Source organism: Imperialibacter sp. (assembly GCF_048007035.1).
GTDB lineage: Bacteria > Bacteroidota > Bacteroidia > Cytophagales > Cyclobacteriaceae > Imperialibacter.
In genome coordinates this window covers 2,756,956-2,780,887 of record NZ_CP180355.1, presented here as the reverse complement: position 1 = coordinate 2,780,887, position 23,932 = coordinate 2,756,956, and the positions used below count along the sequence as shown (strand labels likewise).

17 protein-coding genes are annotated in these 23,932 nt (G+C 46.3%); 11 read left to right on the top strand and 6 right to left on the bottom strand.

Going from position 1 to position 23,932, the window contains the following annotated elements; genetic code table 11:
• The first annotated feature begins 26 nt into the window (after nt 1-26).
• The 10 genes from ACMVP2_RS11910 to ACMVP2_RS11865 all read left to right on the top strand — a co-directional run bounded on the left by ACMVP2_RS11910 (nt 27) and on the right by ACMVP2_RS11865 (nt 13,372).
• Complete coding sequence (locus ACMVP2_RS11910) at nt 27-761, top strand: hypothetical protein (protein WP_339788550.1); 735 nt, start codon at nt 27-29, stop codon at nt 759-761.
• Nucleotides 762-763: 2 nt separating this feature from the next.
• Nucleotides 764-3,526 carry a TonB-dependent receptor gene (locus tag ACMVP2_RS11905; protein ID WP_416867848.1) on the top strand — a complete coding sequence of 921 codons (2,763 nt, stop codon included), beginning with the start codon at nt 764-766 and terminating at the stop codon, nt 3,524-3,526.
• 4 nt (nt 3,527-3,530) lie between these two features.
• Entirely contained in the window at nt 3,531-5,264 is a 1,734-nt protein-coding gene (locus tag ACMVP2_RS11900; RefSeq protein WP_416867847.1) for a hypothetical protein, read from the top strand.
• Entirely contained in the window at nt 5,261-6,427 is a 1,167-nt protein-coding gene (locus ACMVP2_RS11895) for a DUF4249 domain-containing protein (protein ID WP_416867846.1), read from the top strand. The genes ACMVP2_RS11900 and ACMVP2_RS11895 overlap by 4 nt, the downstream gene beginning before the upstream one ends.
• A gap of 66 nt (nt 6,428-6,493) precedes the next feature.
• Nucleotides 6,494-7,654: a DUF4249 domain-containing protein gene (locus ACMVP2_RS11890; RefSeq protein ID WP_416867845.1), complete on the top strand. Its 1,161-nt coding sequence runs from the start codon at nt 6,494-6,496 to the stop codon at nt 7,652-7,654.
• Nucleotides 7,651-8,724 carry a DUF4249 domain-containing protein gene (locus ACMVP2_RS11885; RefSeq protein ID WP_416867844.1) on the top strand — a complete coding sequence of 358 codons (1,074 nt, stop codon included), beginning with the start codon at nt 7,651-7,653 and terminating at the stop codon, nt 8,722-8,724. Before ACMVP2_RS11890 ends, ACMVP2_RS11885 begins: the two co-directional genes overlap by 4 nt.
• An 18-nt stretch (nt 8,725-8,742) precedes the next feature.
• Nucleotides 8,743-9,936: a DUF4249 domain-containing protein gene (locus tag ACMVP2_RS11880; protein ID WP_339788531.1), complete on the top strand. Its 1,194-nt coding sequence runs from the start codon at nt 8,743-8,745 to the stop codon at nt 9,934-9,936.
• A 19-nt stretch (nt 9,937-9,955) separates the two neighbouring features.
• On the top strand, nt 9,956-11,137 hold the full coding sequence (locus ACMVP2_RS11875; protein ID WP_416867843.1) for a DUF4249 domain-containing protein: 1,182 nt from the start codon (nt 9,956-9,958) through the stop codon (nt 11,135-11,137).
• Nucleotides 11,138-11,232: 95 nt separating this feature from the next.
• Nucleotides 11,233-11,610, top strand: a complete 378-nt coding sequence (locus ACMVP2_RS11870; RefSeq protein ID WP_416867842.1) for a hypothetical protein — start codon at nt 11,233-11,235, stop codon at nt 11,608-11,610.
• 139 nt (nt 11,611-11,749) lie between these two features.
• Nucleotides 11,750-13,372 (top strand): IS1634 family transposase, encoded by a 1,623-nt coding sequence (locus ACMVP2_RS11865; protein ID WP_416864871.1) that lies wholly within the window; start codon nt 11,750-11,752, stop codon nt 13,370-13,372.
• A gap of 329 nt (nt 13,373-13,701) precedes the next feature.
• Here ACMVP2_RS11865 and ACMVP2_RS11860 read toward each other — a convergent pair whose 3' ends face one another.
• The 6 genes from ACMVP2_RS11860 to ACMVP2_RS11835 form a co-directional block, all read right to left on the bottom strand.
• A complete protein-coding gene (locus tag ACMVP2_RS11860; protein ID WP_416867841.1) occupies nt 13,702-14,349 on the bottom strand; it encodes a hypothetical protein in 648 nt (215 codons plus the stop codon).
• A 97-nt stretch (nt 14,350-14,446) separates the two neighbouring features.
• The gene (locus ACMVP2_RS11855; protein ID WP_416867840.1) at nt 14,447-14,785 is read right to left on the bottom strand and encodes an SCP2 sterol-binding domain-containing protein; all 339 of its coding nucleotides are present in this window, start codon (nt 14,783-14,785) and stop codon (nt 14,447-14,449) included.
• 229 nt (nt 14,786-15,014) lie between these two features.
• Nucleotides 15,015-17,150, bottom strand: coding sequence for a 3-hydroxyacyl-CoA dehydrogenase NAD-binding domain-containing protein (locus ACMVP2_RS11850; protein WP_416867839.1), 2,136 nt, complete (start codon nt 17,148-17,150; stop codon nt 15,015-15,017).
• Nucleotides 17,151-17,261: 111 nt separating this feature from the next.
• Nucleotides 17,262-18,686, bottom strand: a complete 1,425-nt coding sequence (locus ACMVP2_RS11845; RefSeq protein WP_339784524.1) for a DUF4403 family protein — start codon at nt 18,684-18,686, stop codon at nt 17,262-17,264.
• Complete coding sequence (locus ACMVP2_RS11840) at nt 18,686-19,984, bottom strand: acetyl-CoA C-acyltransferase (protein WP_416867838.1); 1,299 nt, start codon at nt 19,982-19,984, stop codon at nt 18,686-18,688. The genes ACMVP2_RS11845 and ACMVP2_RS11840 overlap by 1 nt, the downstream gene beginning before the upstream one ends.
• Before the next feature lie 92 nt (nt 19,985-20,076).
• Entirely contained in the window at nt 20,077-23,100 is a 3,024-nt protein-coding gene (locus tag ACMVP2_RS11835; RefSeq protein ID WP_416867837.1) for an AsmA-like C-terminal region-containing protein, read from the bottom strand.
• A gap of 172 nt (nt 23,101-23,272) precedes the next feature.
• Between ACMVP2_RS11835 and ACMVP2_RS11830 the strand changes: the two genes are divergently transcribed.
• Nucleotides 23,273-23,917, top strand: a complete 645-nt coding sequence (locus tag ACMVP2_RS11830; RefSeq protein WP_416867836.1) for a DUF4230 domain-containing protein — start codon at nt 23,273-23,275, stop codon at nt 23,915-23,917.
• Nucleotides 23,918-23,932: the final 15 nt, after the last annotated feature.

Here is a 23,932-nt window from a genome sequence, read left to right as displayed (position 1 = left end):
GATTTTTATCTGTTTTACCTACTTTGATGCGAAAACTACTACCCTTGCTTCAGCTGGCCATTGGCGCTTGTCTGTACAATACTGCTCCGGCACAAAATCTCGTCAGCCAAAATCCCTCCATTGAAGTTCTCAGCAATCAGTACGACGCCGAAGTCGGGTATAGTGGCAGAATATTCAACGGCGCAGAATATGGAATCAAGTATGCAGATGTAGTTGATCATGCTTTTTTAGTTTCCGAGTGGCAACCTGGCAGCATCAACTTTCTCGACAGAGCATACAAAGGTCTCGAGCTACGGTATGACATTGTAAACGACCTGGTTGTTCTCAAACACTACGACCCCAACAGCGGCATCTCCATTGCTATTATGCCCGCTCAGGAAAAGATCAATTCTTTCACGCTTTCATCGGTGCAGTTTGTTCGTTTGCCCCCCCAAGTTACCGGGGAGCAGAAATCCCGCTTTTACGAGCTGATTGCTGACAAAGAATATAAACTGGTTGCCAAACACACGAAAGAAAAGTTCATTGACAAGTCAAGAGGAGCGCCGGTGGTCGGATTTCAGCACAAGGTCAAATTATACCTCAAAAAAGACGATGAATTCATCATCATCAGAAGCAAACGAGCGCTATTAAAGGTTCTCGAAGACAAAAAGAAAGAACTCGCTGACTACTCAAGAGCCAGAAAACTGTATTGGAACGAAAACCCGAAAAGAACTGCCGCCATATTAGTTGGCTATTACTTTGATTTAAAAGGAGAGAACTGAAAATGAAAAAAGCAGCTGTTTTATTACTTATGATAGGGCTGGGGTTCCATTCTCAGGCGCAAAACCCAACGATCACCGCTACTTTCAGCGAAACACCCTTTGATAAGGCGGTAAAAACCATAGAAGAGCAGGCAAAAACAGCGATCTTCTACAATCCACAGTGGACAGACACCATACGGGTAAACGCCACACTTAACTCAGCTTCTCTAAAGGAAGCTCTAACAGCCATCATTCCGTCCGCTTCCGACTTAAGTTTCTTCATCAATTCGGGAGGCAAAGTAATTATCTCGAAAGGCTACGTGATTCGGGAAAGCCTCCCAGTTGATTTTTTCACGAGGGAGCCCGTAGAAGACAAAATGGAGGTAGCTGCCCTGGAATTAGAAAAAACAAGAAATAATCAAGGGCCCGTGGAAGACGCCATAGAAAACAAGACTTTCGAAGTAGGCAAAAAAACGGCGGTGCTAGCCTCTGGGAAAGCTACGGTTGCCGGCTACGTGAAAAGCATGGCTTCTGGTGAGCCCGTCATTGGAGCATTAGTTTATATCGAAAACCCAAAAATAGGTACCATTACCGACCAGTTTGGCTACTACTCTCTCACCATTCCCAACGGCAAGCAGCTACTGAAAATCCAAAATGTGGGAATGAAAAGTACGAGGCGGCAAATCATACTCTACTCTGATGGACTTTTCAACATAGAAATGGAAGAGGATGTGGTGGCTTTGAAGGAAGTGGTGATCGAAGCCGAACGTGATGTAAACGTTACAGGTATGCAAATGGGGCTCGACAGGCTCGATATCCAGTCGATCAAGCAGATGCCTTCTGCTTTTGGCGAGGCCGATATTATGAAAGTAGCCTTAACGCTGCCAGGGGTTCAAAGTGTTGGCGAAGGTTCCAATGGCTTCAACGTGCGGGGCGGCAGCACCAGCCAGAATCTTATTTTGCTGAATGACGCTGTGATTTACAATCCTTCCCACCTTTTTGGCTTCTTCACGGCTTTCAATGCCGATGTGGTAAGAAATGTGGAACTGCACAAAGCGGGCATTCCGGCGGAGTACGGAGGCAGGATCTCGTCGGTGTTTGAGGTAGACATGAAAGATGGCAACAAGAAAAAATTCGCTGGCAGCGGCGGTATAGGGCTGGTCACTGGCCGCCTTTCTCTTGAAGGCCCGATCATAGAAGACAAGGCCTCGTTCCTTATTGCTGGCCGAAGCAGTTACTCAGACTGGATTTTGAAAAGGCTGCCAAACGCTACGTTCAAAAACTCCACAGCCGGTTTCAGCGACCTGAATGCGAGGGTTACCTACGACATTGATGAAAAGAACAGCGTATATATTACTGGCTATTTGAGTAATGACAGGTTCAGTCTCAACTCCGATTCGCTCTACCAATACACCAACTCCAACGCTTCCATCAAATGGAAAAAAATATTCAACAGCAGACTTTATGGGGTTTTCACAGGAGTTTCCAGCCACTACGACTACAGTCTGTCATCCGATGACGTGCCGGTAAACGCATTCAATCTGGGCTACGGCATTAACCAGCACAACTTCAAAGCTGACTTCAGCTACTTCCCTGAGTCCATGCATAAAATCGATTTTGGGCTAAGCAGTATTTATTATGATCTGAATCCTGGATTCAATAAACCTGTTGGTGACCAATCGATCCTTCAGGAAAAGATTTTGGAGAAAGAAAAAGGGATTGAATCGGCTATTTATGTAGGCGACAAGGTTGATATCAACGACAAGCTTTCTCTGTACCTGGGACTGCGCTATTCAATGTACTCGTTTCTTGGCCCAAAAAGCGTCATTCAATATGACCCGACCCGAGCAAAGGACGTAAATACGATGCAGGACACTGTGCAGTACCCTTCTGGCGACTTTATCAAAACCTATCACGGGCCGGAATACAGAGCTTCTATGAGGTATGCCTTCAATCCCATCAGTTCCGCCAAGTTGAGCTTCAATAGAATGCGACAGTATATTCATCAGCTATCCAACACCCAGGCCATTTCCCCCACTGATATCTGGAAGCTCAGCGATTCTTATATCAGTCCGCAGATTGGAGACCAGTTCTCTATCGGATACTACCGCAACATGAGGTCTAACAGCCTTGAACTCTCAGTGGAAACCTATTACAAGTGGCTAACCGATATGCTTGACTATAAAAACGGTGCAGTGCTTGTGATGAATGAGCACCTGGAAACTGACGTGATAAAAGCCAAAGGCAAGGCATACGGCCTCGAGATCATGCTGAAAAAGAAAACCGGCAAACTCAACGGATGGGTAAGCTACACGTACTCCAGAACGTTCGTACAAATCGCAGGACAGTTTCCGGAAGAAAGAGTAAACAGAGGCACATATTTCCCCGCCAGCTACGACAAACCGCATGACCTGACGATTGTTTCAAACTATAAATTCACCAGAAGGATCAATATTTCGGTTAATTACACGTACAGCACAGGGCGGCCAATCACCTACCCCCTGTCGGTGTATACCATAGGGGGTGCAAACCGGGTTCACTATTCCGACAGAAACGCCTATCGTATACCTGACTATAGCCGAATGGATCTGTCCATCAACTTCGAGGGCAACCACAAAATCAAGAAGCTAGCCCACAGTTCATGGACCTTCGCTTTGTTCAATGTGCTGGGGCGCAACAATGTGTACTCCATCTACTTTGTGACCGAGCAGGGTGAAATAAATGGCTACAAGCTTTCCGTCTTTGCCCGACCCATTCCAACCATCACCTACAATTTCAGATTCTAATTCCATGAGAAAGCTTAAAGCCATTTTTGGAAGAACGTTACCGAAAGCATCTGTGCTCCTATGGGTGCTGACCACAAGCAACTTGATTCAGGCTCAGGACATTTCCTACAGGGAAGAGATTCATATACACCACGATGGCCCTGTATATTTAACGGGTGATCGCTTAAGGTTTTCCGTAACATGTCTCGATCAGTCAAACCACCTGCTTTCTCCACTTAGCAGACTGGCCTATGTTGAACTCCTCGACAGCGAAAACACACCACTGGCACAGTCGATCATCGATTTGAATGATGGAAAAGGAAAGGGCGACATTCTTTTACCATTTACCGCCACTTCAGGCAACTACATCTTGAGAGCCTACACCAAGTGGATGCGAAATTTTCCTCCCGAGGACTATGCTTATTCAATTGTTACCATCATCAATCCATTTAAGTCGCTTGGGCTGTCAGAAAGCAGTGAAAAGCCAGCCACCAGAAAAGCCTATGCTCCCACAGCAGGTCTGACGATATCAACCGCCAGCGAAGTATATCGCTCAAGGCAAAAGGTAACCATCGACCTGGGATTAACTGGTGTAGAGGGTAGGCCTGCTAGTGGGCTGGTGTCAGTTTCTGTAAGCAAGGTGCCTGATTTCTTCACGACGGACGGGGAAAATTCCGGGAAGCTTCCGGTTGTTGTCAAAAAAAATCCCTCCCAGGGTTCATTTAAGCCCGACAGGCACTACTTGCCTGAAACGAAGGGGCAGTTCCTCACTGGTAAAGTGTATGAACCGGGCACCACAACCCCAAAGGCAAATGAATTGATCTACTTGTCTATCATTGGAGCTCAACCTGAATTCTATGCTTCAAAAGCTGATAGCGAGGGCGTTATCCGGTTCGAGATTGTGGATTTTTATGGCCAGGGAGAAGTGCACCTGCAAAGCGCCGATCCAGAGGCCAATGTAGATATAATTATTGATCCGTCGTTTTCGGAGGCCTTTGTTGCGCTCGAGGTTCCGCCACTCAATATTGACGAAAAGTGGGAAGGCTACCTGACTCAGGCGAGCCAGAATATGCAGGTTAGAAATGTGTATTCCAGTATTATTCCATTTGATGAACACCAGCTGTCGGCTGACTCATTACCTTTTTACGGTATTCCTGATCAGAAATACTACCTGGATGACTACACAAGGTTTCCTTTGATGGAAGAAGTGCTGAGGGAATATGTAGCTGGTATTTTCCCAAGAAAAAGAAACGACGAGTTCTATTTTAAGATGGTCAACGTAGAAAAAAATGAGATCATGAACAATGAACCGTTGATGCTCTATGATGGCCTTCCAATTAAAACGGCGAACACCATTATGGAGCTGGATCCTCGTCTTGTGAAGCGGATTGATGTAGTGACAAAAAGGTATTTGATGGGTGGAGCGATTTTCGACGGCATCACAAGCTTTCATTCATATAAGGGTGACTTGGCTGGGCTAGACCCGGCACTCACTGTCGGTCAGGACTATTCATTTATTGGGGTGCAGAAGGGGGCGAAATATGTGTTTCCCGACTACGACGATGTTAACTCAACATCGACATTGCCCGACTTCAGAAACACTCTGTATTGGGCTGATAGCAAGAAGATCAGTGACGGGCTTGGAGTAGTAGCATTTTTTACCGGAGACGATACCGGGACATATTTGATTGACGTTGAAGGAATCTCAGACTCAGGCGACTTGATCTCTCAAAAAAGGTTTTTCAAAGTGGAGAAATGAGAATAATCACCCTGGCCATACTGATATTTTTCGTGAGTGTTGGCTGCCTCGAAAGATTCGAGCCACAAGGAACGACGTTGACCAACCTATTGGTGGTGGAAGGGCAGCTTACAACTGGTTCGGAGGGCAACACAATCAAACTCTCCAGAACCCGGGCCATAGGCATGAAAGACATGGTACCAGAGCAAAATGCCATAGTGAAAGTGACAGATGGCCAATCAAACGACTACCTTTTTAAGGAAATGCTACCAGGTAAATATTACAGCCCGGCGGCAGATTTGACAGCAAAGGTGGGAGAAAAATATGTGCTCGATATTGTAACCGCCGGAGGCAGTCACTATCAATCCAGCCCGGTTACGCTTAAGCAAACTCCCCCAATTGAAAAAGTCTATTACAGCAGTGAAACCAGGCTGACTGACGATGGGAAAGTGCTGTCAGGCATTGCAATTTATCTCGATGCTTTCGACGAGGATAACAACACCAACTACTACCGCTGGGAATGGACAGAAAATTGGGAAATTCAAATGCCTGTCAACTCAAAATTCGACTTTCAAGTCGACAAAGACACCATCGGAATGGGCTATCCCATACCCAAAATTCTGCCGGTGAATATTTGCTACAACTCCGATACCTCCAGCAGAATAATGGTGGCCAGCACCAAAACCCTCTCTGAAGACCGTGTAAAAAAATATGAGATCAATTTTACCAGCACCAAAGGATTCAAATTAAAGAGCCTCTATGGCATTATAGTAAAACAATATGCTCTTGACGAAGCGGGATACAAATACTGGGAGGCTTTAAGGGCAAGCAGCGAAGGGGTAGGCACCTTATTTGACCCACAGCCTTATGAACTTACGGGGAACGTTTTTAATACAAGTGATGGCAACGAGCCGGTACTGGGCTATTTTGATGCCAGCACGGTGTCAGTTAATTCGCTGGTAGTCATCCGTGACCAACTTGATTCTCTCGTCTATCCTCTGGAGCAATGTTTTGAGGAGAAAGACACCGTGCCGTACAGGCTTGTACAAGACTACCTGCAGGCTGGTTACCTTATCGACACCACAGGTCTGTTTGGCACCACTTACGTAATAATGGCACCCGTAGATTGTAGCGACTGTAGACTCTACGGGTCGCTGGAGCGCCCAAAATTCAGACCTGATTGACAATTGGCCGAATTATGCAACATATCGCCCAAAGACTTCTTTGTTAAAGGTAAAAATCTCTTCAGAGTGACGTGCACTCTTTTGATAGGGTTCGACCTCATTGGATGCACCGAGCCTTTTACTCCCGAGTCCAAAGCTTACAAAGGTGTTCTTGTGGTTGACGGGTTTGTATCAGACGCAGAAGCCAGGTCATCAATAAAACTGACACGCAGCTCCCCTATCGACGTTGCCATTCCTACCCCGGAATCAAACGCCATTGTATCGGTAATAAATAAAGAGGGGACAAGTTTCGAATTTGAAGAAACCTCACCTGGCGTTTACCAGAGCATTGCGGGAGGTTTTAAGGGTGTTGTCGGGCAAGTTTATTCGCTTGACGTTTTGACTGACAATGGCAATCACTACCAGTCCAGGCCGGTTTTACTAAAAAAATCACCGCCGATAGATAGTGTTTATTTCGAACCCTCCGTCAGGCTGTCGGATATTGACGGAGATACAATTACGGGAGCCGCCATATTTATTGACACACATGACGACACGAATTCCACGAAGTATTACCGATGGGAATGGGAGGAAGACTGGGAAATAAGAGTACCCTACCCCAACACATACGACTGGATCACCTACGAGGACGGCAAATTTGGCTTTCCAAAGGAAAACGGAAATCAGATTGGCCTTTGTTACAACCATGAAGTAGGTAGAAACATCCATATTGCCACTACCAATCAGCTGTCAAGCGATCAGGTAAGCAAGTTTGAGCTCAACTACGTCACAACCAGAGATGGCTATAAGCTAAGGTCTCTTTATAGCATTTTAGTACGGCAATATGCGCTCGATGAAGAAGCCTTCTTATATTGGTCAGAGCTCGAAAAGACCTCTGAAACACTGGGTACTTTGTTTGATCCCCAGCCCTATGAATTGCGGGGAAACGTTTTTAACACTGACGACCCCGACGAAACCGTTCTGGGTTATTTTGGTGCCAGCACGGTTGAAGAGAAGCGCCTCTACATTACCCGTGAACAGCTTAAGGACATCAAATACCCAACCAACCCCTGTAGCCAGGACTTGCTTGAAGTTGAATACAGGTATGTGTACGACCATTTGGAAGCCGGCTACGTTATTGCTTACCTCGGCGACTACGGGGCCATCTCACTGTATATGGCACCGAAAGATTGCTGCGACTGTAGATTTAATGGCGTATTGGAGAAACCTGACTTTTGGCCATTATGAGCGAAGCGATTGTTTCAGCGTATATCTCCAGAAAACTAGCACTGGTTTTACCCATCGTTTTCATTTTTGAAGGGTGCATCGAACCATTTGACGGGAAGTCGACTGACTATGAAAACTCGCTGGTAGTAGACGCCGCCATATTCGACACGCCTGGTCCCTATCAGGTGCTCCTTTCTAGAAGCAGGCCTTTCGGCACCTCAAACTCTTTGCCTCAAACTGGCGCCTCAGTTTGTGTGACCACCCCTGAGGGTTTATGTTATCCATTTACAGAAGTGGCTCCGGGCAAATATCTTAGCGACTCGGCAGAATGGCGAGGGCAGCCGGGCACTACATACAAGCTGGAAATTGACGTAAATGGCATTCATTTTGAGTCCTCCGAGGAACTCCTGCGAAGCACACCGGCCATAGATAGCGTCTACTATGAGCTTGAGGAGAGGTATACTGACGCTGAAGAAGTGTTGTCGGGAATAGCCTTATTTGTCGACACGCATGACGAAAACAATTCGACCAAGTTCTATAAATGGACATCCATTGAAAGCTGGGAAATAAAAGTAGAATTCCCCATCGATTACAATTTATGGACGTGCTACGACTCCGACACGTCCAAAATTATTCAAATTGCCACCACCCGTGGGCTGTCCAAAAATGTAGTAAGCAGGCATGAACTCAATTATGTGAGCACCGAGGGGTTTCGCCTTGGCTCCTATTACAGCTTGCTGGTAAAACAGTCGGCCATCGACCAAAAAGCCTATAGCTACTGGTCGGAGATCAAGCAATCCACCGAAATGGCTGGCTCTTTGTTTGACATTCAGCATTACCCTATCCGGGGAAATATTTACAATACGTCAGACGCCGAGGAGGTGGTTTTAGGGTATTTTGAAGTGCTATCGATACAGGACAAGCGAATCTTTATCTCCAGAAGAGATGTCAAAGATCTCAACTTTCCAGGGCCCTCGTGCTATAGTGTGTGGGATGGTCCGCCATCTGACCCACGGTTTTTGCCCAGACGATGCACAGATTGCACCTACCATGGCGGCTCATTGAAGAAACCTGACTTTTGGCCTAACTAATACCTTAAAACAAAAAAATTGAAAATCACTGACACAATATTCTTTCAAAGAAAGCTATTTATTACCGGCAGAAATGCACTGTTGCTTGTGCTTTTAGGCAGCTGCATTGAACAATTCGACCCAAAAGTAATTGCCTACCAAAGCGTATTAATAGTAGATGGCTACCTCTCTGATAAAGCAGAGCCCTACAGAATTACTTTGTCACGGTCGAGGGCCCTAAATAACGAAGAGTTTCTTCCTGAGCTTGGTGCCAGTGTATCGATTATCGGAAGTGAAGGCGAAACATATCCCCTGGTAGAGGGCGATTCCGGCCTTTACATGAGCAATCCCAGCGAGTTTGTTGCCATGGTTGAAGAAACCTACATGCTGGACATAGTGACGGCCAACGGAAATCACTACCAGTCGGATCCTGTTGAAGTAAAATTAACTCCGCCCATCGATAGTGCCTATTTCAAAAGAGAGCAGCGAATCAGCGACGACGGTCTGAATCTGGATGGGATAAAAATTCTTGTAGATGCTCACGACCCAACATCGGGCACTCATTATTACAGGTACGAATGGTCGGAAACCTATGAAACCTATTTGGCATATGCGGCACCCTGGGACTATGATTCCATGGCGCCGGACCCGAGGTTTCCCATTAAGCGTAAGGAAGTTTTCGCTCAGGTATGCTATAGTTCAAGGCGAGGGAATAACATTTTGATTGCGGACACTGATCAACTGGCAGAAGATCAGGTAAGTGAATTTGAAGTGACTTATGTAAGCACAGAAGACTACAAATTGAGAACGAGGTATAGCATATTGGTAGAACAATTTGCGCTTGACGAAAAAGGCTTTCATTATTGGTCTGAGTTAAAGAAAAACTCAGAAAGCCTGGGCACCCTATTTGATCCCCTGCCCTACGAATTGCGTGGGAACATCAAAAATGTAAACGACCCTGACGAAGCTGTACTTGGTTACTTTGATGCAGCTCAATCGTCGCAGTTTCGATTGTTTGTTGACATTGACCAGCTCAGAGACCTGACCTTCCCCTCAACCGGCTGTCCCAATTCGCTGGACACAGTTGCCTTGCAGGACATCCCGATCAACCTGACGAGAGGTCGGCTTATTTCCGTATTAGGGCCGTATCCCGTTCAGTACGTTCTCATGTCGCCCAAAAGATGCGCCGATTGCAGAGTTTACGGATCGTTGGAAAAACCGGATTTTTGGTAACAGATGAATCACTTGAGGTATGAGTGACAAAAAATCCCTCATTCGTATCAATTACTTACTACTGCTACTACTTAGCAGCTGCATTGAAAAATTCGTGCCCGAAATACCCGAAAGTGATGGGGAATTGGTGGTGGAGGGATATGTTACTGATCGACCCGAAGACTACGTCATCAGGCTAAGTCGCTCACGGGCAATTGATCTTAAAAAAAGTTTACCAGAAACAGGAGCAACCGTCAAAATACTTGAGGGGGAGGCCATTGAACATCAGCTGACTGAAAGTGCAGACGGGGCCTATGTTAGCAAAGCAGGTGATTTCGTTGGCCAGGTTGGGTCAGAATACACGTTAGATATCGTTACGGCAGACGGCGTGCACTATCAGTCCAGCACCGAAAGAATGATCAAAACGCCTGCCATCGACAGTGTGTATTTTGAAAGAGAGGTAAGGTTCACTGATGTTGAAGATCTGTTAGTTGATGGAATAAAAATCCTGGTAGACACGCATGATCCTACTAATTCAACGAGGTATTACAAATGGGAGTGGAATGAAGACTGGGAATACAAAGCAACCTATCCAAATTCTTATGGGTGGGTGCCGGGTGACCGTATAACAGACCCTGGGCACCCTGTTTTCAATCCTTCACCCAATGTTTTCTGTTACAATACCAATTCGTCAAAGCAAGTGTTGATTGCTTCTACCAACACACTTGAAAGGGATGTACTAAGCAGGTTTGAAATAAAATACGTTAACACACTTGGGCGAGAGCTTGTTTCACTTTACAGCATTCTGGTGAAGCAGTACGCCATAAGCGAAAACGCCTATAAATACTGGCGAGAGTTAAAAGGCCTCAGCGAAAGCCAGGGAACATTATTTGACAAGCAGCCATATGCACTACCGGGCAACGTGGGCAACCTTAATGACCCCGAAGAAGTTGTTCTCGGCTACTTTGAAGCCCTTTCAGTCGATGAAGAAAGAATATTTATACGCAGAGAAGAGCTGAAAGAATTGGACTTCCCCACCAACACCTGCTACTACGAAAAAGTCGATTCGGTCAACTACTGGACTGTTCAGGACTACCTCGACCAGGGATACCTGATATATGGGGTAGGCGGTTTTCTGACAGCGTTTGTACACATGGTTCCAAGAGACTGTGCCGATTGCACCTATCATGGATCGCTCGACAAGCCTGATTACCTGCCATGACAAAGATGAAGAGCCTGAGCGCTCCCTGACGAAATTATACTATAAAGTATCAACGGCTTTCGTTAATTTCCGTTTCTTATTAACCCAACCTGAAAATGAAGAAGCTACTTACCCTGGCAATTGCCGTATTGTCTGCCGCACATTTTTCGTACGCCCAAAAGTGGACAGTAGATGATGTGGTCAATCAGGAGTCTCTTTCCGACGCAATTTTTTCTGACGACAACAACCTGGTGGCTTGGGTGAAACGCAGACCTGCCCCCGACAAAGACAGCTTTGTGTCCGACATTTATCTTACCCGGCTCAATAGCAAAGACAAAGACGGCAACTTCAAAACAGTGCAGCTTACCAGAGGTGACGACTCGGAAAGCAATCCTGTATTTTCTGCCGATGGAGAAATTATCTACTTCCTTTCTTCCAAAGCCAAGGGCAAAAACCTGTGGGCGATGTCGCTACTTGGCGGAGAGGCCTCCTGAGTTTGACACGCTGAAATTGAAAAAGTGCCATTGCGCTGTGTATGGGCACTTTTTAGACTACTTTTCAGAAATTTGTATATCGAAAACTCGCTTGATTTTCTTTCAGATAGTGGCTTGATTTGCCTCAAACAGATTTTGAGTGCCTAGTATCATTATCGACAAGAAGCCATCAGGTGATTATATCCGCATCGTTGAGTCTTATCGTGACCAGGATGGCAAGCCACGCACCAAAACGCTTTACAGCCTGGGGCGGGTAGACAGTTTTTCGCCCGAGTCTCTGAAACGAATGGGCCAGCGGCTCTATGAATTAGGTGGTGGAAATCTGAAGGATTTACTCGGTGAGCAAGTCAGCGAAGAAGGTAGATATAACTACGGCTTTCTGTTGGTTTACCGTAAAATACTCCACTATTACGGCCTTGATCGCATATTTCAGCGGATCACCAAAAAGAAAAAGCTGACCTTCTCTCTTACTGAAGTGGTTTTACTACTGCTCATTGAGCGCCTCAATGATCCTTGTAGCAAGCGGGGTAGCTTTTTCCACCAGGAAGAATACCTGGGACTGGCTCAGGTGTCCTTGCAACACCTCTACAGGAGTCTGGACTACCTGGCTGACCATAGCCAACTGATCCAGCAAACCATTTTCCAAACTGGTAGAGACCTGTTCAACCAGAAATTAGATGTGGTGTTCTATGACGTGACCACCTTCTATTTTGAATCAGAAATAGAACAGGAAGGAGCATTGCGTCAGAAAGGCTTTAGCAAAGATGGCAAAATAGGAAGCACACAAGTGGTTTTTGCCATGCTCATTGACAGATACAAGCAACCCATCGGTTACAAACTCTATAGCGGAGACCTGTGGGAAGGATACACCTACACAGAAATGGTGGAAAGCCTCAAGAAAGAATACCAGATCGAAAACATCGTCTTGGTAGCCGACCGAGGCATGCTCAATACTGACAACCTGCAAGTCACTGTTGACAAAGGCTATGAGTTCATCATGGGAGAGCGGCTCAAGGTACTCCCCAAACCCATCCAGGCCCGGTTGATCGATCTGGATAACTATCACCATCAATGGATGAGTTCTTCAGTAGGTTCGGAGCGTGAGCCGGTCAAAGTGCGCTACACTGTCCTGGAATACAATGAGCGAAAGATCATAGCTACCTACAGCGAAAAGCGAGCTGAAAAAGATCGACAAGAAAGAGAAGAAAAGCTTCGTAAGGCTGAATTGTTGCTCAAAAACCCAACGCAACTCAAAAAGAAGGCCCATCACTACTACCTCAAAAATACCGAAGGGGAAAAGTATGTGGTTGATACTGAAAAAATCAAACGAAGCGAAAAGTATGACGGCTTCCTTGCCATCGCCTACCACGCCAAAGGACTCTCCCATGAACAGGTGCTGGATCACTACCACCATCTATACCAGATAGAGCATAGCTTCCGTACCTTCAAAGGCTATCTGGAAACCCGCCCGATGTTCCACTGGACCAATAAGCGTATCCAGGGTCACATTTGTCTGTGCTATATCGCCTATAGCATGCTAAACCATTTACAACTTCGGCTAACCAAACAAGGCACCCCACTTACAGAGCAAACCATCCGAACCCACTTGTCCAAAATGCAAGTCAGCCTTGTCAAACAAGCCGATCAATACTTCTACCTGCGCTCCAAGACCTCTGAAATCTCACAGCAATTACTACAAGCAGTGGCTGAAAAGAACCTCCCAGACCTTTTTCATAAGGATCAGATAATCAAATACTTATAAAATCTTGTATATCGAAAGCAATTTTTTAATTACTTATATATCAGATACTTAACTCAAAATCGTGTCAAACTCAGGAAAAAGGTACGGAAGGTTACAGGAGGGAAAAAGATTTATTTGGGAAAGTTGGAAACACCCGACTTGGGGATATAAGAAAAATAGGAATAGATTGATATGAAGGAATTTGCAGCGGGTGGCGGTTGGGAGTTGTGTCTTTGCATCAAAGAAAAATAGCTATTCAAATAAAGGGATCAATTGCCATGGCTTTGGCCGGTGTGAAGACACACCGTTAAACTAGATATGTATTTAGTTTAGCTTGCTGTCCTTCCCTATCATTCTAGCCTAACAGTCATGATTTCCAGGCTGCTCATTGACCAGCTTTCATCGCAGGCCGGATAGTCGGTATTGGGTTGCACCAAACGGTCATAAAACTGAAGGAAGGCTGTCTTACTCGTGTGTGCTATAGTCTTTGTTATTTGATACACGCTGGTTCCGTCAGACAGATCGGCCCTGTGGCAAAAGCCTGGCAAAAAATAACTGGCGCCTGTTCTGGGATTGCTGAAGTCGGGGAAGCGCTTTGGGTAGGATTGAAAAAGGCAGTAGGTGCTTACACAAGGGCTGTTGGAAAAAGTGACGTCCATGATCCGAGTGTCGTCAAGTTCCATATACCACCGGTCCGGCCCATCGTCTCCACCGGCGTTGCCGTCCCAGGAATCATGTAACAACAAAGTAAAGCTGACCTCCAGAAAATCATGCTTCGGCATATCTGAAAGGTCAAGACTAAAACCACCTCTGTTATAGGGGCCAACAACCCAATCGCCATTAAAGTCAGAAGAAATACCTCCTTCTATTTCCCCCAATCCAGTCTGGTCAAACTGACTGACGAATACCACTTCGGTCAATTCCTCCTTCGGTTGGCATTGAGCCAACAGAATTAGCACTGAGAGAAAAAATGTGGCTTTGATGACGTCCAACAACATAGGCATACTTTTCAGCTTACAACAATAACATCATCATTCTACATAAGTCAATTTATCGACTAAGATGTTCTAAATTTTTTAACTCAGTTGCCACTGGCTAAAACAACCTCTTAAACAGCTTCGTAAACTTCAGCATCTCGTTCAGGTCGCTCACTTTGATTTTGCCCATCATAAAGGCCATTTCGGCGCTGCGTTTGCCCAGCTCAATTTCTTCATATACGGCGTCGCTTGTTTTTATTGTGCATTTCGCCTCGCCCTCCAATCCCTGACTGACACGGCAGGCGCCTTTCTCGATTACAGCAGTAAATAGCCCGCCGTTTTTTCCTTCGATATCAAAGTGAAATATCGTTTCAAATCCTTCCTCCAATTTTTCAGGCCTGAAGCGATCCTGCAATGACAAAACTATTTCCCGTGCTATCTCTGGTTTGGTTTCCATGGTTTCTTGTAGGTATCTAATGCTATTTCTAATAATTTTTACATCTTCAATCTCCTGACTGGTGCGACCTTATCGGCACCAGCGTCCGCTGAAATCTCTGTCTTTCGTGCCACCAGCCTGGCTTCCCCCAAGTCGTTTTTCCAACCCTCCAAGGGGTTTTAACCCTTGAAGGGCTTTTAATAAGACTTCTACAGTCCAAGCGAGACGCTTCAACTATCTGCCTTAACTGCTAATAAAACTTCTTACCTTTCTCCGCCTGCTCCACCAGCAATTCGGCCGGCTTGAACCTGGCTCCTATTTCTTTCTCCAACTGAGTCATCTTCTCAACAATAGTTTTGGCTCCCTTGGCATCGACGTACCGGAACGGACCACCCAGAAAAGGCGGGAAGCCCAACCCAAAAACAGCCCCGATGTCTCCATCTCTTGGCTTTTTCAATATGCCTTCCTGCAAACAATAAATCGCCTCATTGATCATAATCAATGATAGCCTATCCTGTATTTCGGAATCTTTAAAGGCTTTGCTTCCCCGGCTATCAATTAAGCGCAACGCCTCATCATTCACTTTGCCCCTCAGTTTCTTGCCGGTCTTCTCATCGTACTGTAGAAAACCCTTTCGGTTCTTTCGGCCCTTAAAGCCCGCTTCGGCAAGTTTGTTCAGCAAGTCGGAGCTCTTCGCCCCCCGCTTGTTGAAGAAGGCTTCCAAATCGCCTTTGTTAATATGAGCGCCCACGTCAATACCTACTTCATCAATCAAGGTGATCGGCCCGACCGGGAAGCCGAATTTCTTCATTGCCTTGTCCATCTGCAACGGATCGGCCCCTTCCTGCATGAGCAGCAGCGCTTCATTGATAAATGGCGCCAGGATTCGGGTAGTGTAGAAACCCGGGCCGTCTTTCACTACGATACAGGTTTTGCCCTGCTTTACACCTACTTCCAGCGCTGTGGCGGTTACCCAATCGGCTGTTTTACCCGTAACAACTATCTCCAACAGGGGCATTTTGGGCACTGGCGAGAAATAATGCATGCCGACGACTGTCTCCGGCCTGGAGGAGGCTTCTGCGATTTTAGTGATGGGCAGCGCTGACGTGTTGGAAGCAAAAACACAATCCTTGCGAAGAGTGGCTTCGGTCTCTTTCAGCACTTTGTGTTTGATGTTAATGTCTTCAAACACAGCCTCAATGATCACATCCGCCTTGTGGAAACCCTCGTAAGTAGTTGTGGTGTGTACTCTGTTGATGATAGTTTCGGCGTCCGCTTTGGTGATGGCTCTTGTTTTTACCTTTTTCATCAGCACCGACCAGATGTTCTTTTTGGCCTGGGCCGATGCTGGCTCCTGCAAGTCTTTCAGCAAAATATCGGTGCCATTTTGAACTGTGACTTCCGCTATGCCTTCGCCCATGAGGCCTGCACCTAAAACTCCTAAAGTTTTGACTGGCCTGGCAAGCTCTTTCATCGGGTTTTTGCGAAGGGCATTCATCGCAAAGAAAATATTGATCAGCTGAAATGCCTCGGGCGACTGAAGCAGTTGATCGAACAGTTCAGTCTCTCTTTCGGCAGCCTGCTCCCGGGTATGGCTCAATCCGTATTTAACTGACTCGAGTATCTTATAAGGAGCAGGGTAGTTGCCGTTAGTTTGGCGAAGCATCATTTTTGTTGCCTGGCTGAAAATAACTCCCCGGGTCAGCGGGTTGCTTTCAAGCACCTTTGAAGGCAGGGGCATTTTGCTTTTTCTTTTGTACTGACCTGTCGACAACTTTCTGGCAAATTTGATAGCGGCATCAAGTAGCTTAGGTTGATAAACCAACTCATCTACAAGCCCCATTTTAAGGGCTGGAAAAGCGTAAACATTTCGTCCTGTCAGAATCATACTAAGGGCATTCTGCACACCCACGAGTTTTGGGAGCCGGTAAGTGCCCCCCAGGCCAGGAAGCAATCCTAGCTTCACCTCCGGCAAAGCCATCATGGTGCTGCTATGATTGCTCGCCACTCGTCCGGCACAAGCCAGGCTGATTTCCAGGCCCCCACCCATGCATGCACCGTGGATAGCAGCCACACAAGGCTTTTTGGAGTCTTCCAGGTCACGCAGCATAGCATGGCCAGCCTGCGCTGTTGCTTTCGATTCACCCGGCTTCATTTGCAAAAACTTCTCTATATCGGCACCAGCCATGAAACCCTTCTTCCGGCTTATCAGCACAGAGGCTTTAAGGCCTGAGTCTGCCTCAATCTGCTGCATTACCTCCCGAAACTGCGCCTCAGTGTCAATGGAAATCTTGTTCCACTCTTCACCAGGCAAATCCATCCAGATCACGCCTATGTCGCCGTGTTTTTCAAGAGTCAGAAAGGAGTGTTGTGCTTTTGAAGCCATGATAAATTGAATTAAGAATTGCCTGGAAACGCCCCCAGGCCTTTAGTATGCATGCAGAGTAAATATAGACGATTATTTAGGATTATGTAAGGCAAATAAACACGAAGTTCTCTATTGGCTGATCGCCTTTTGTTGCGTACTATCTTTTCGTATTTCCTGCAGCCTTATTTCGGCCATGCCTCTCACCTGAATAATCATTTGAAGGTCTTTGGAAGTAATAAGAGTTGCCAGTGGCATAATCTCCCATGAATCAATATACACCTCCAGCTTTTCCGCTAGCCTTCCCTTTTCTATTCCGCTTGTGATGAGCATGGGGATCATGTCGGCATAGGGCTGGAGTTCATAGGTAAGCTGCCTTTCAACCATCGCCTTTATGGAGCTATGGAGCAGCCAATCGGCAGAAGCCAGAACGGCATCATCAGAATCTACCACAAAGTCAAAGTCTTCTATCCGAAAGCTCTTGGATGCCCTATCTATCACAGGCCTTCCCTGAAGATACACATCGCCCCTCACATCGCCTGTCAACCCCACCTTCACGGCCAAACCATCCTCCGTACCGTACACCTCCACATCCTTGATTTGCGCCGAATAACCTGCCGAATCGATCTTCATTCCCACAAGTTTTTTTCTACTGTATTTGTTGACCCTGTCAAACGGAAGCGTACACAGCACGTTTGCCACCAGGCTGTCCTGATGGTCTGTTTGAAAACTAAACTCAGGTAAGGGCACCGACGCAACGGTCAGGTCATCTCCTTCCACGAGCGTTGATATTTGAGCCGTTAATTCCGCTTGGGCCGTAATTTGTCGTTCAGGGCCACGGGTCCATCTTGCTTTCAGCGTCTCGGCTTTGGCCAGCAGCCAAATCCTTGGTTCATCCTTTTTCAGTCGGATAGGTTGCTGCAAGTCGCTCCAGATTTTTTCAATGATTTTCCTTGTGTCGATGGTCTCTTTCATAAAACCATCCAGCTTCAGTGTAAGGCTATCCTGGTGGTCGTTCAGCGCTTTCTCGACAGGTTTTCGGAAATTGATGGTCGCAATTCCGAGATTCATCACAGGGTCGCTTTTCCAAACTATCTCCTCAATAACAGTTTTGGGCCTGATGCTCCAGTCTTTTTCAAAACCAAGCTCCGTCTTAAAGAGCAGTTCCAATTCAAACTCTATCGGCGTTTGATTTTGGATTTTCACACCCAAAATATTCTTCATGTATTGACCTGAAACTTTCAGATGAGCCCGATAGCGAAGGTCTGGTGCTTTCCAGGTCAATATTATCGGCTGTTGCTTAGTAAGCTCAAAGTAAAGACTGTCGCTTGTATTGACCGCTACTCTCTTTCTCAGAAAGGTACCATCGATTTTTTCGTTGATGAGGGCTTCTACCTCATCCAGGCTAAAGCTGAGAGGGATGGTCAGTCTTGAAACCGGCGGAGCTAGCGTTGAGTCGAGCGTAGTTCTTTCCGGAGCGTCGGTTTTTGTTTTCTTGCATGAAAAAAGCACCAACCCGAGGGCGACGGAAATCAGTACACATTTTAAGATATGCATTACACCTTTTCTAGAATCATGCCATGACCATGGGCCCCCGCTGCACAGGCAGCCAGCAGGGCCAGCTTGCCATTCTCTCTTTTCAATCGATTCATTGCTGTAGTTACCAGCCTCGCTCCAGTGGCACCAAAAGGATGACCCAAAGAAAGTGAGCCTCCGTGAATGTTAAATTTATCCATATTTATCTCTCCAGCTTTTGCAGTCAATCCCATTTTCTCCTTTGCAAATTGGTCGGAATTCAATGCCTTGAGATTAGTGACTATCTGGGAGGCAAAGGCCTCGTGAAACTCTATAACATCCAAGTCTTTCAAGGTGAGTGCCTGTCGTTGCAGCAGTTTGTAGGTGGCATATGCCGGACCCAGCAGAAGCTCTTCATTGGGATCCTGACCCGTGAACACATAGTCTCTGATTTGAACGGATGTGTCATAGCCCAGGGCTTTGGCTTTTTCTTCGCTCATGAGCAATACAACTGCGGCACCATCTGTGAGGAAGGAAGCATTGCCTGCCGTTATTGTCCCATTCTTTTTGTCGAAGGCTGGTCGCAGCTTAGCAAGTTTTTCAACAGTTGTATCACCACGATAGGTATTATCCTCTTTGATCGCCTTGAATGATGGCGGAAACTCTGCCGCAGTAATCTCACCGGCCAATATCCCTTCCCCGGCGGCTTTTGCAGCTAATTGGTGCGACCGTGCAGCAAATTCATCCTGCTCTTCCCGGGTAACACCAAATCGGGTGCCCATCAACTCGCAGTCCTGGCCCATGGTGCGGCCGGTGGAATACTCAGCAATCTGGGGCACCTCTGGTTTAAAGTCTGACGGACGGAGCGACAAAACAAACTTCAACCATTCGCCGGTCGACCGAATCTTCTGAGAAGCGAAGAGCTTGGTTCTCATTTTCTTGGGAAAGCCTATCGGGATATCCGACACACAGTCGGTTCCGCCTGCAACAACCACATCGGCATGACCAAGCCTGATCAGGTCAGCTCCTTGGGCAATGGCCTGGTTGGCGGAAATGCAGGCCTGGGAAACAGTATGTGCGGGTGTGGTAAAAGGAATACCTCCGGTGAGGGCACATTCTCTGGCTACGTTTGAGGTCACAATATTATGCACCACGGTACCCATGATCACCCGTTCAACCTGAGCCGCATCGAGAGAGGCTTTTTTCAAAAGACCCGAAATAGCCACAGCGCCCAGTTGATAGGCCATAAGATCCCGATAGCCCGTGCCCGACTTTAGAAAAGGCGTTCGGGTGCCATCGACTACTACTACTTTCCTTCCGACATATGATTGCTTTGCCATATCTGGGGCTGTTTAATTGGATATAATTATACAAAAAAACCCTCAGGACAATAAACATCCCGAGGGTTTGAAACGTCTCGTGAGGGCGGGAATTATTCTCCTCCTCCTTTTTTCTTCTTAAGCAGCCCTTTCAGTTTGTCGGCAGCCTCTTCTTTCACTTCTTCTTTCTTTTCTTCAACTTGCTCCTTCACTTCCTCCTTGGCTGCTTCTTTTTTCTCCTCTACTTCTTTCACAACTGCTTCTTTCTTTTCTTCAGCCTGCTTGACAGCCTCGGCCTTGGCTGCGTCAGCTTTCTGTGCGGCCTCTTTTTTCTTGGCATCCATTTCTGAAGCTATCTTAGCCTTGGCAGCATCTGTGGCCGATTTTCCACCCTCGCCTGCATCTACGCTTTTCAATGTCACTTTTGGATCATCATAAGTGCCTCCAACGCCGAAGTTCATCACAATATTGGAGGAGATAGCTGAACTCACTCCCGTGACAGATGCTATTGCCTGATTGGCTGCGGCAGATGCAGCACCAGCAGGCACATTCATAGCCATTACGTAGTCCATTGTGCCATCTATACCATTACTTCCGGCAATCGTGGTTTTGTATTTGCCTACATTCACATCGAAAGGCTTCAGCCACACTCTTCCGTCCCTGATTTCGGCTTGCATAATCACGTCTTTCAGACTCAATGTCCCTGAGTCATCACCAAGTTTTGAAACAGACGACAAAGTGGTCAGCACTTTAAGGTCATTTACTTTACCCTCAGCGACTTTCACCACACCCTGCCCCAGGATAGACTCCATCACAGGCATCATATCCTGACCCAAAGCACCAGCCATAACAAAGTCTGTTGAGAACTTGCCTTCCATCTTCTCAGCTATTGGCGCCAGTTGTTGAACTGTTGTGAATGTATTATACGCTGCTTTGATTGACATATCGGTGATTGAAAAGTCAAAGGCAAACACGGGCTTCTCCAGGTCACGGCTATCGTACTCCCCGTCCATAGCAAACAGGCCATCCATCAGGTCGAACTTACCATTGTCAAGTTTTACGACACCGTCTTTCACAATGATATTGCCCTTCATGTTTTTGATCTCCATGTTGTCATACAACAGACTGGTAATACTTGATCTAAGAATGAAGTCGATATTCTTTGGAACTTCCACTACTTCAAGGGCAGCCGTGTCGGCCTCCACGGTGGCAGTGGTGTCTTCATCGGTCATCCACTCGTTCAGGTCAAACGAGTTTGAAGAAAAGTTCAGTTCGCCTTTGATGGTTTCATCGTTCAGCGCATAGGCCATGTAGTTGGTAATGGCGCCGGTCATGGCCATGTCGCTACGACCAAGCGTAGCATTGAACTTACTCAGGCGCACTTCTTTTGGATTGAAGCTAAGTTCAGATTCAGAAATAGCGAAGCCCTGGGGCAGGTCAGCATCGGCATAGTAGAAGTTGCTTACGGTCATCCCTCCGCTTGTGGCCAGCTTGTCGTATCTCTCGGCATCTACATCCGACATTTTGCCTTTCGTCTGCATGTTGGCAGCGATTTTGCCTTTCAGTTCCATGCCCTCCATTGGGAAGATTTGCATGATTTTCTCGAGATCAATACCTCCGTTCACTGCCAAATCCCAGGTATAGTCATCCAGGTTTTCAAACCTTAGTGTTGATTCAAGCTTTTCCCCATCTACCAACATGGTGAATTTGTCCATCAGCACCACTGTCTCTGCCATCCTACCACTTTCGTTTTTAATGGTAGTGTGCATGTTGATTTGCTCCATCGGTATCGGATACTCTGCATATTTGATGAAACCATCGGCCAAGCCCATTTCCATATCAATGGTTGGAATCGTGTTGGCAATGCTGTCATAAACGCCCTGAGATTTGGCATTCATACTAAAAATACCCTTCATCTCAAGGCCCTCCATAGGGAACATAGTGGCCAGCTCCCCGAGGTTTAGTTTTGCCTGAATGTTAGCTACCATGTCGTAGTTCAGCAGGTTTTTGATAGTCAGCTTAGCATCAACGGGATTATTGCCAAAGTCAAGATGAAATTGCTTGATGTCAACCAGCGTATTGTCTATGTTGCCATCAGCGCAGTCGATCAGCATATCAACATTCACATTGCTGACTGCTGAGGGCAGATCCGGATATTTGAAATTGCCGTCGATTACCTTCATGCCAAAGTTGAATGCCGGCATTTGAGTGTCGTTGTAAATGCCTTTAACAAACCCGCTGAACTGGGTATCGCCAGAGGCTGTCAGCCCGGTGAAGCTATCACTGTACATACCAGGCACAAGCGACAACAACGACTTGAAGCTGTTTTCAGGCGATGAAAAATTGATGTCCATGTCGTACCCTTCTTCTGGCATGGCAAAATATCCATCAAAGTTGAGTCCGAAGTCGTTGAGCGCTACTTTGTTGTCCTTGAATGTGAATTTGAATGCATCCAAGTCCATATTCAGGACCATATCAGCAGTCAGTTTCTTATTGGAAATGTACTCCACACCATCGTAAGATATCGTCATCTTATCCACTTCCGTATATGTGTCCATGTCAAATACCGACAATGTAAAGTCGCCGCTTCCAGTGTGGTTCATTCCTTTCATTGCCATGTAGAAAGGTATGGTAGCGTCGTCATAAACGATGTTGCCATTTTTGATTTCCCATTTGTCGATGCCAAACTGAACATCGCCACTTTCTGTTGGGGTTTCTTCGGCAACTGGTTCCTCAGAGGGCTTGGCGATATCATAATTGGTTTTGCCATTGGCCAGCACTTTCACGTAGATGTTTGGTTCGTTGAGGTACAAGCCGCTGATACGGTAGTTGCCGTTGATCACAGACATGATGTTGACCACCACGTCGACCTGGTCAACTGCTGCAAGTGTGTCCTTCTTAAACTCATCAATGCCAACCACCCCCAGGCCACCGAGTGTTACCGTTAGATTGGGAAAGTTTTTGAAAAGTGTGAGGCCGAAGCGAGACTCATCAAAATACACTTTGGCGTTAACATTCTCTGCAATTGCATCGTCGAGCGCCGCCTTAATATCATCTTTATAGATGAATGGTAGTATGGCTGCCGCCAAAAGCACGACTACAATGAATCCACCAACAATCAATAGAAACTTTTTCATGGCTGAGTGATTTTAAATTCGGAAAGGACAATTACCCGTATATATTACGTTTTCGTTTGAAGTAATTAGATGCAAATTAACAATTTAGAATGCTGAATGATAATAACGAGGGCACGATTTATTTATGATGTTTATGCATCAGCATCAATTGAATTTATAATTTTCACAAACAATGATCTTTACACCCAAAATAATCTTCAGAATTCTGCTATGGGCGCTCTTGCTGGTTGGCGGAGTAGTGCTGTGGTTCAACAGTGGGTTGTTTGTTGAGCCGGCCACAGTGAATCAGCGACACCAAGTGCTGCTGAAAGAAATCGAAGCTTTGGGCAAGCTAGAGCTGGTGAAGTACCGGATGCAGGATGTGGTGGAAATAGAGAGGCTTAGCAAGCGCTACCTGGATCTGGGCATTTTCAGGATTCAGGATGGTGGCGACTCAAGGGCGGTGCTGATTGCTGCAGGAGAAGCTGTAGCATGTATTGACCTTTTAAAAGTGACGACATCGGACATTATCGACGGAGACACGCTGGTGATTCAACTACCAAAACCGGAGCTTTGTTACCACAAAATTGACCACAGCAAAAGCAGGTTTTACGACTTAAAAAGAGGCATTGGTCTGGAAGACAAAGAGTTTAACCAGTTTATTGACACTGCTTACGCTCAAGCCGAGGCACAGATGATGAAATCTGCCCTCGATGGTGGTATCCTTGAGGAGGCAGAGGAAATGGCCTACAAAATTCTCTTGCCGCTACTCAATAAAGTTGCGTCCCGGCCTGTAATCATTTATTTCAAAGAGGAGGACGTTATCCGCTTAAACTAAGCCTGTTGAAAACTC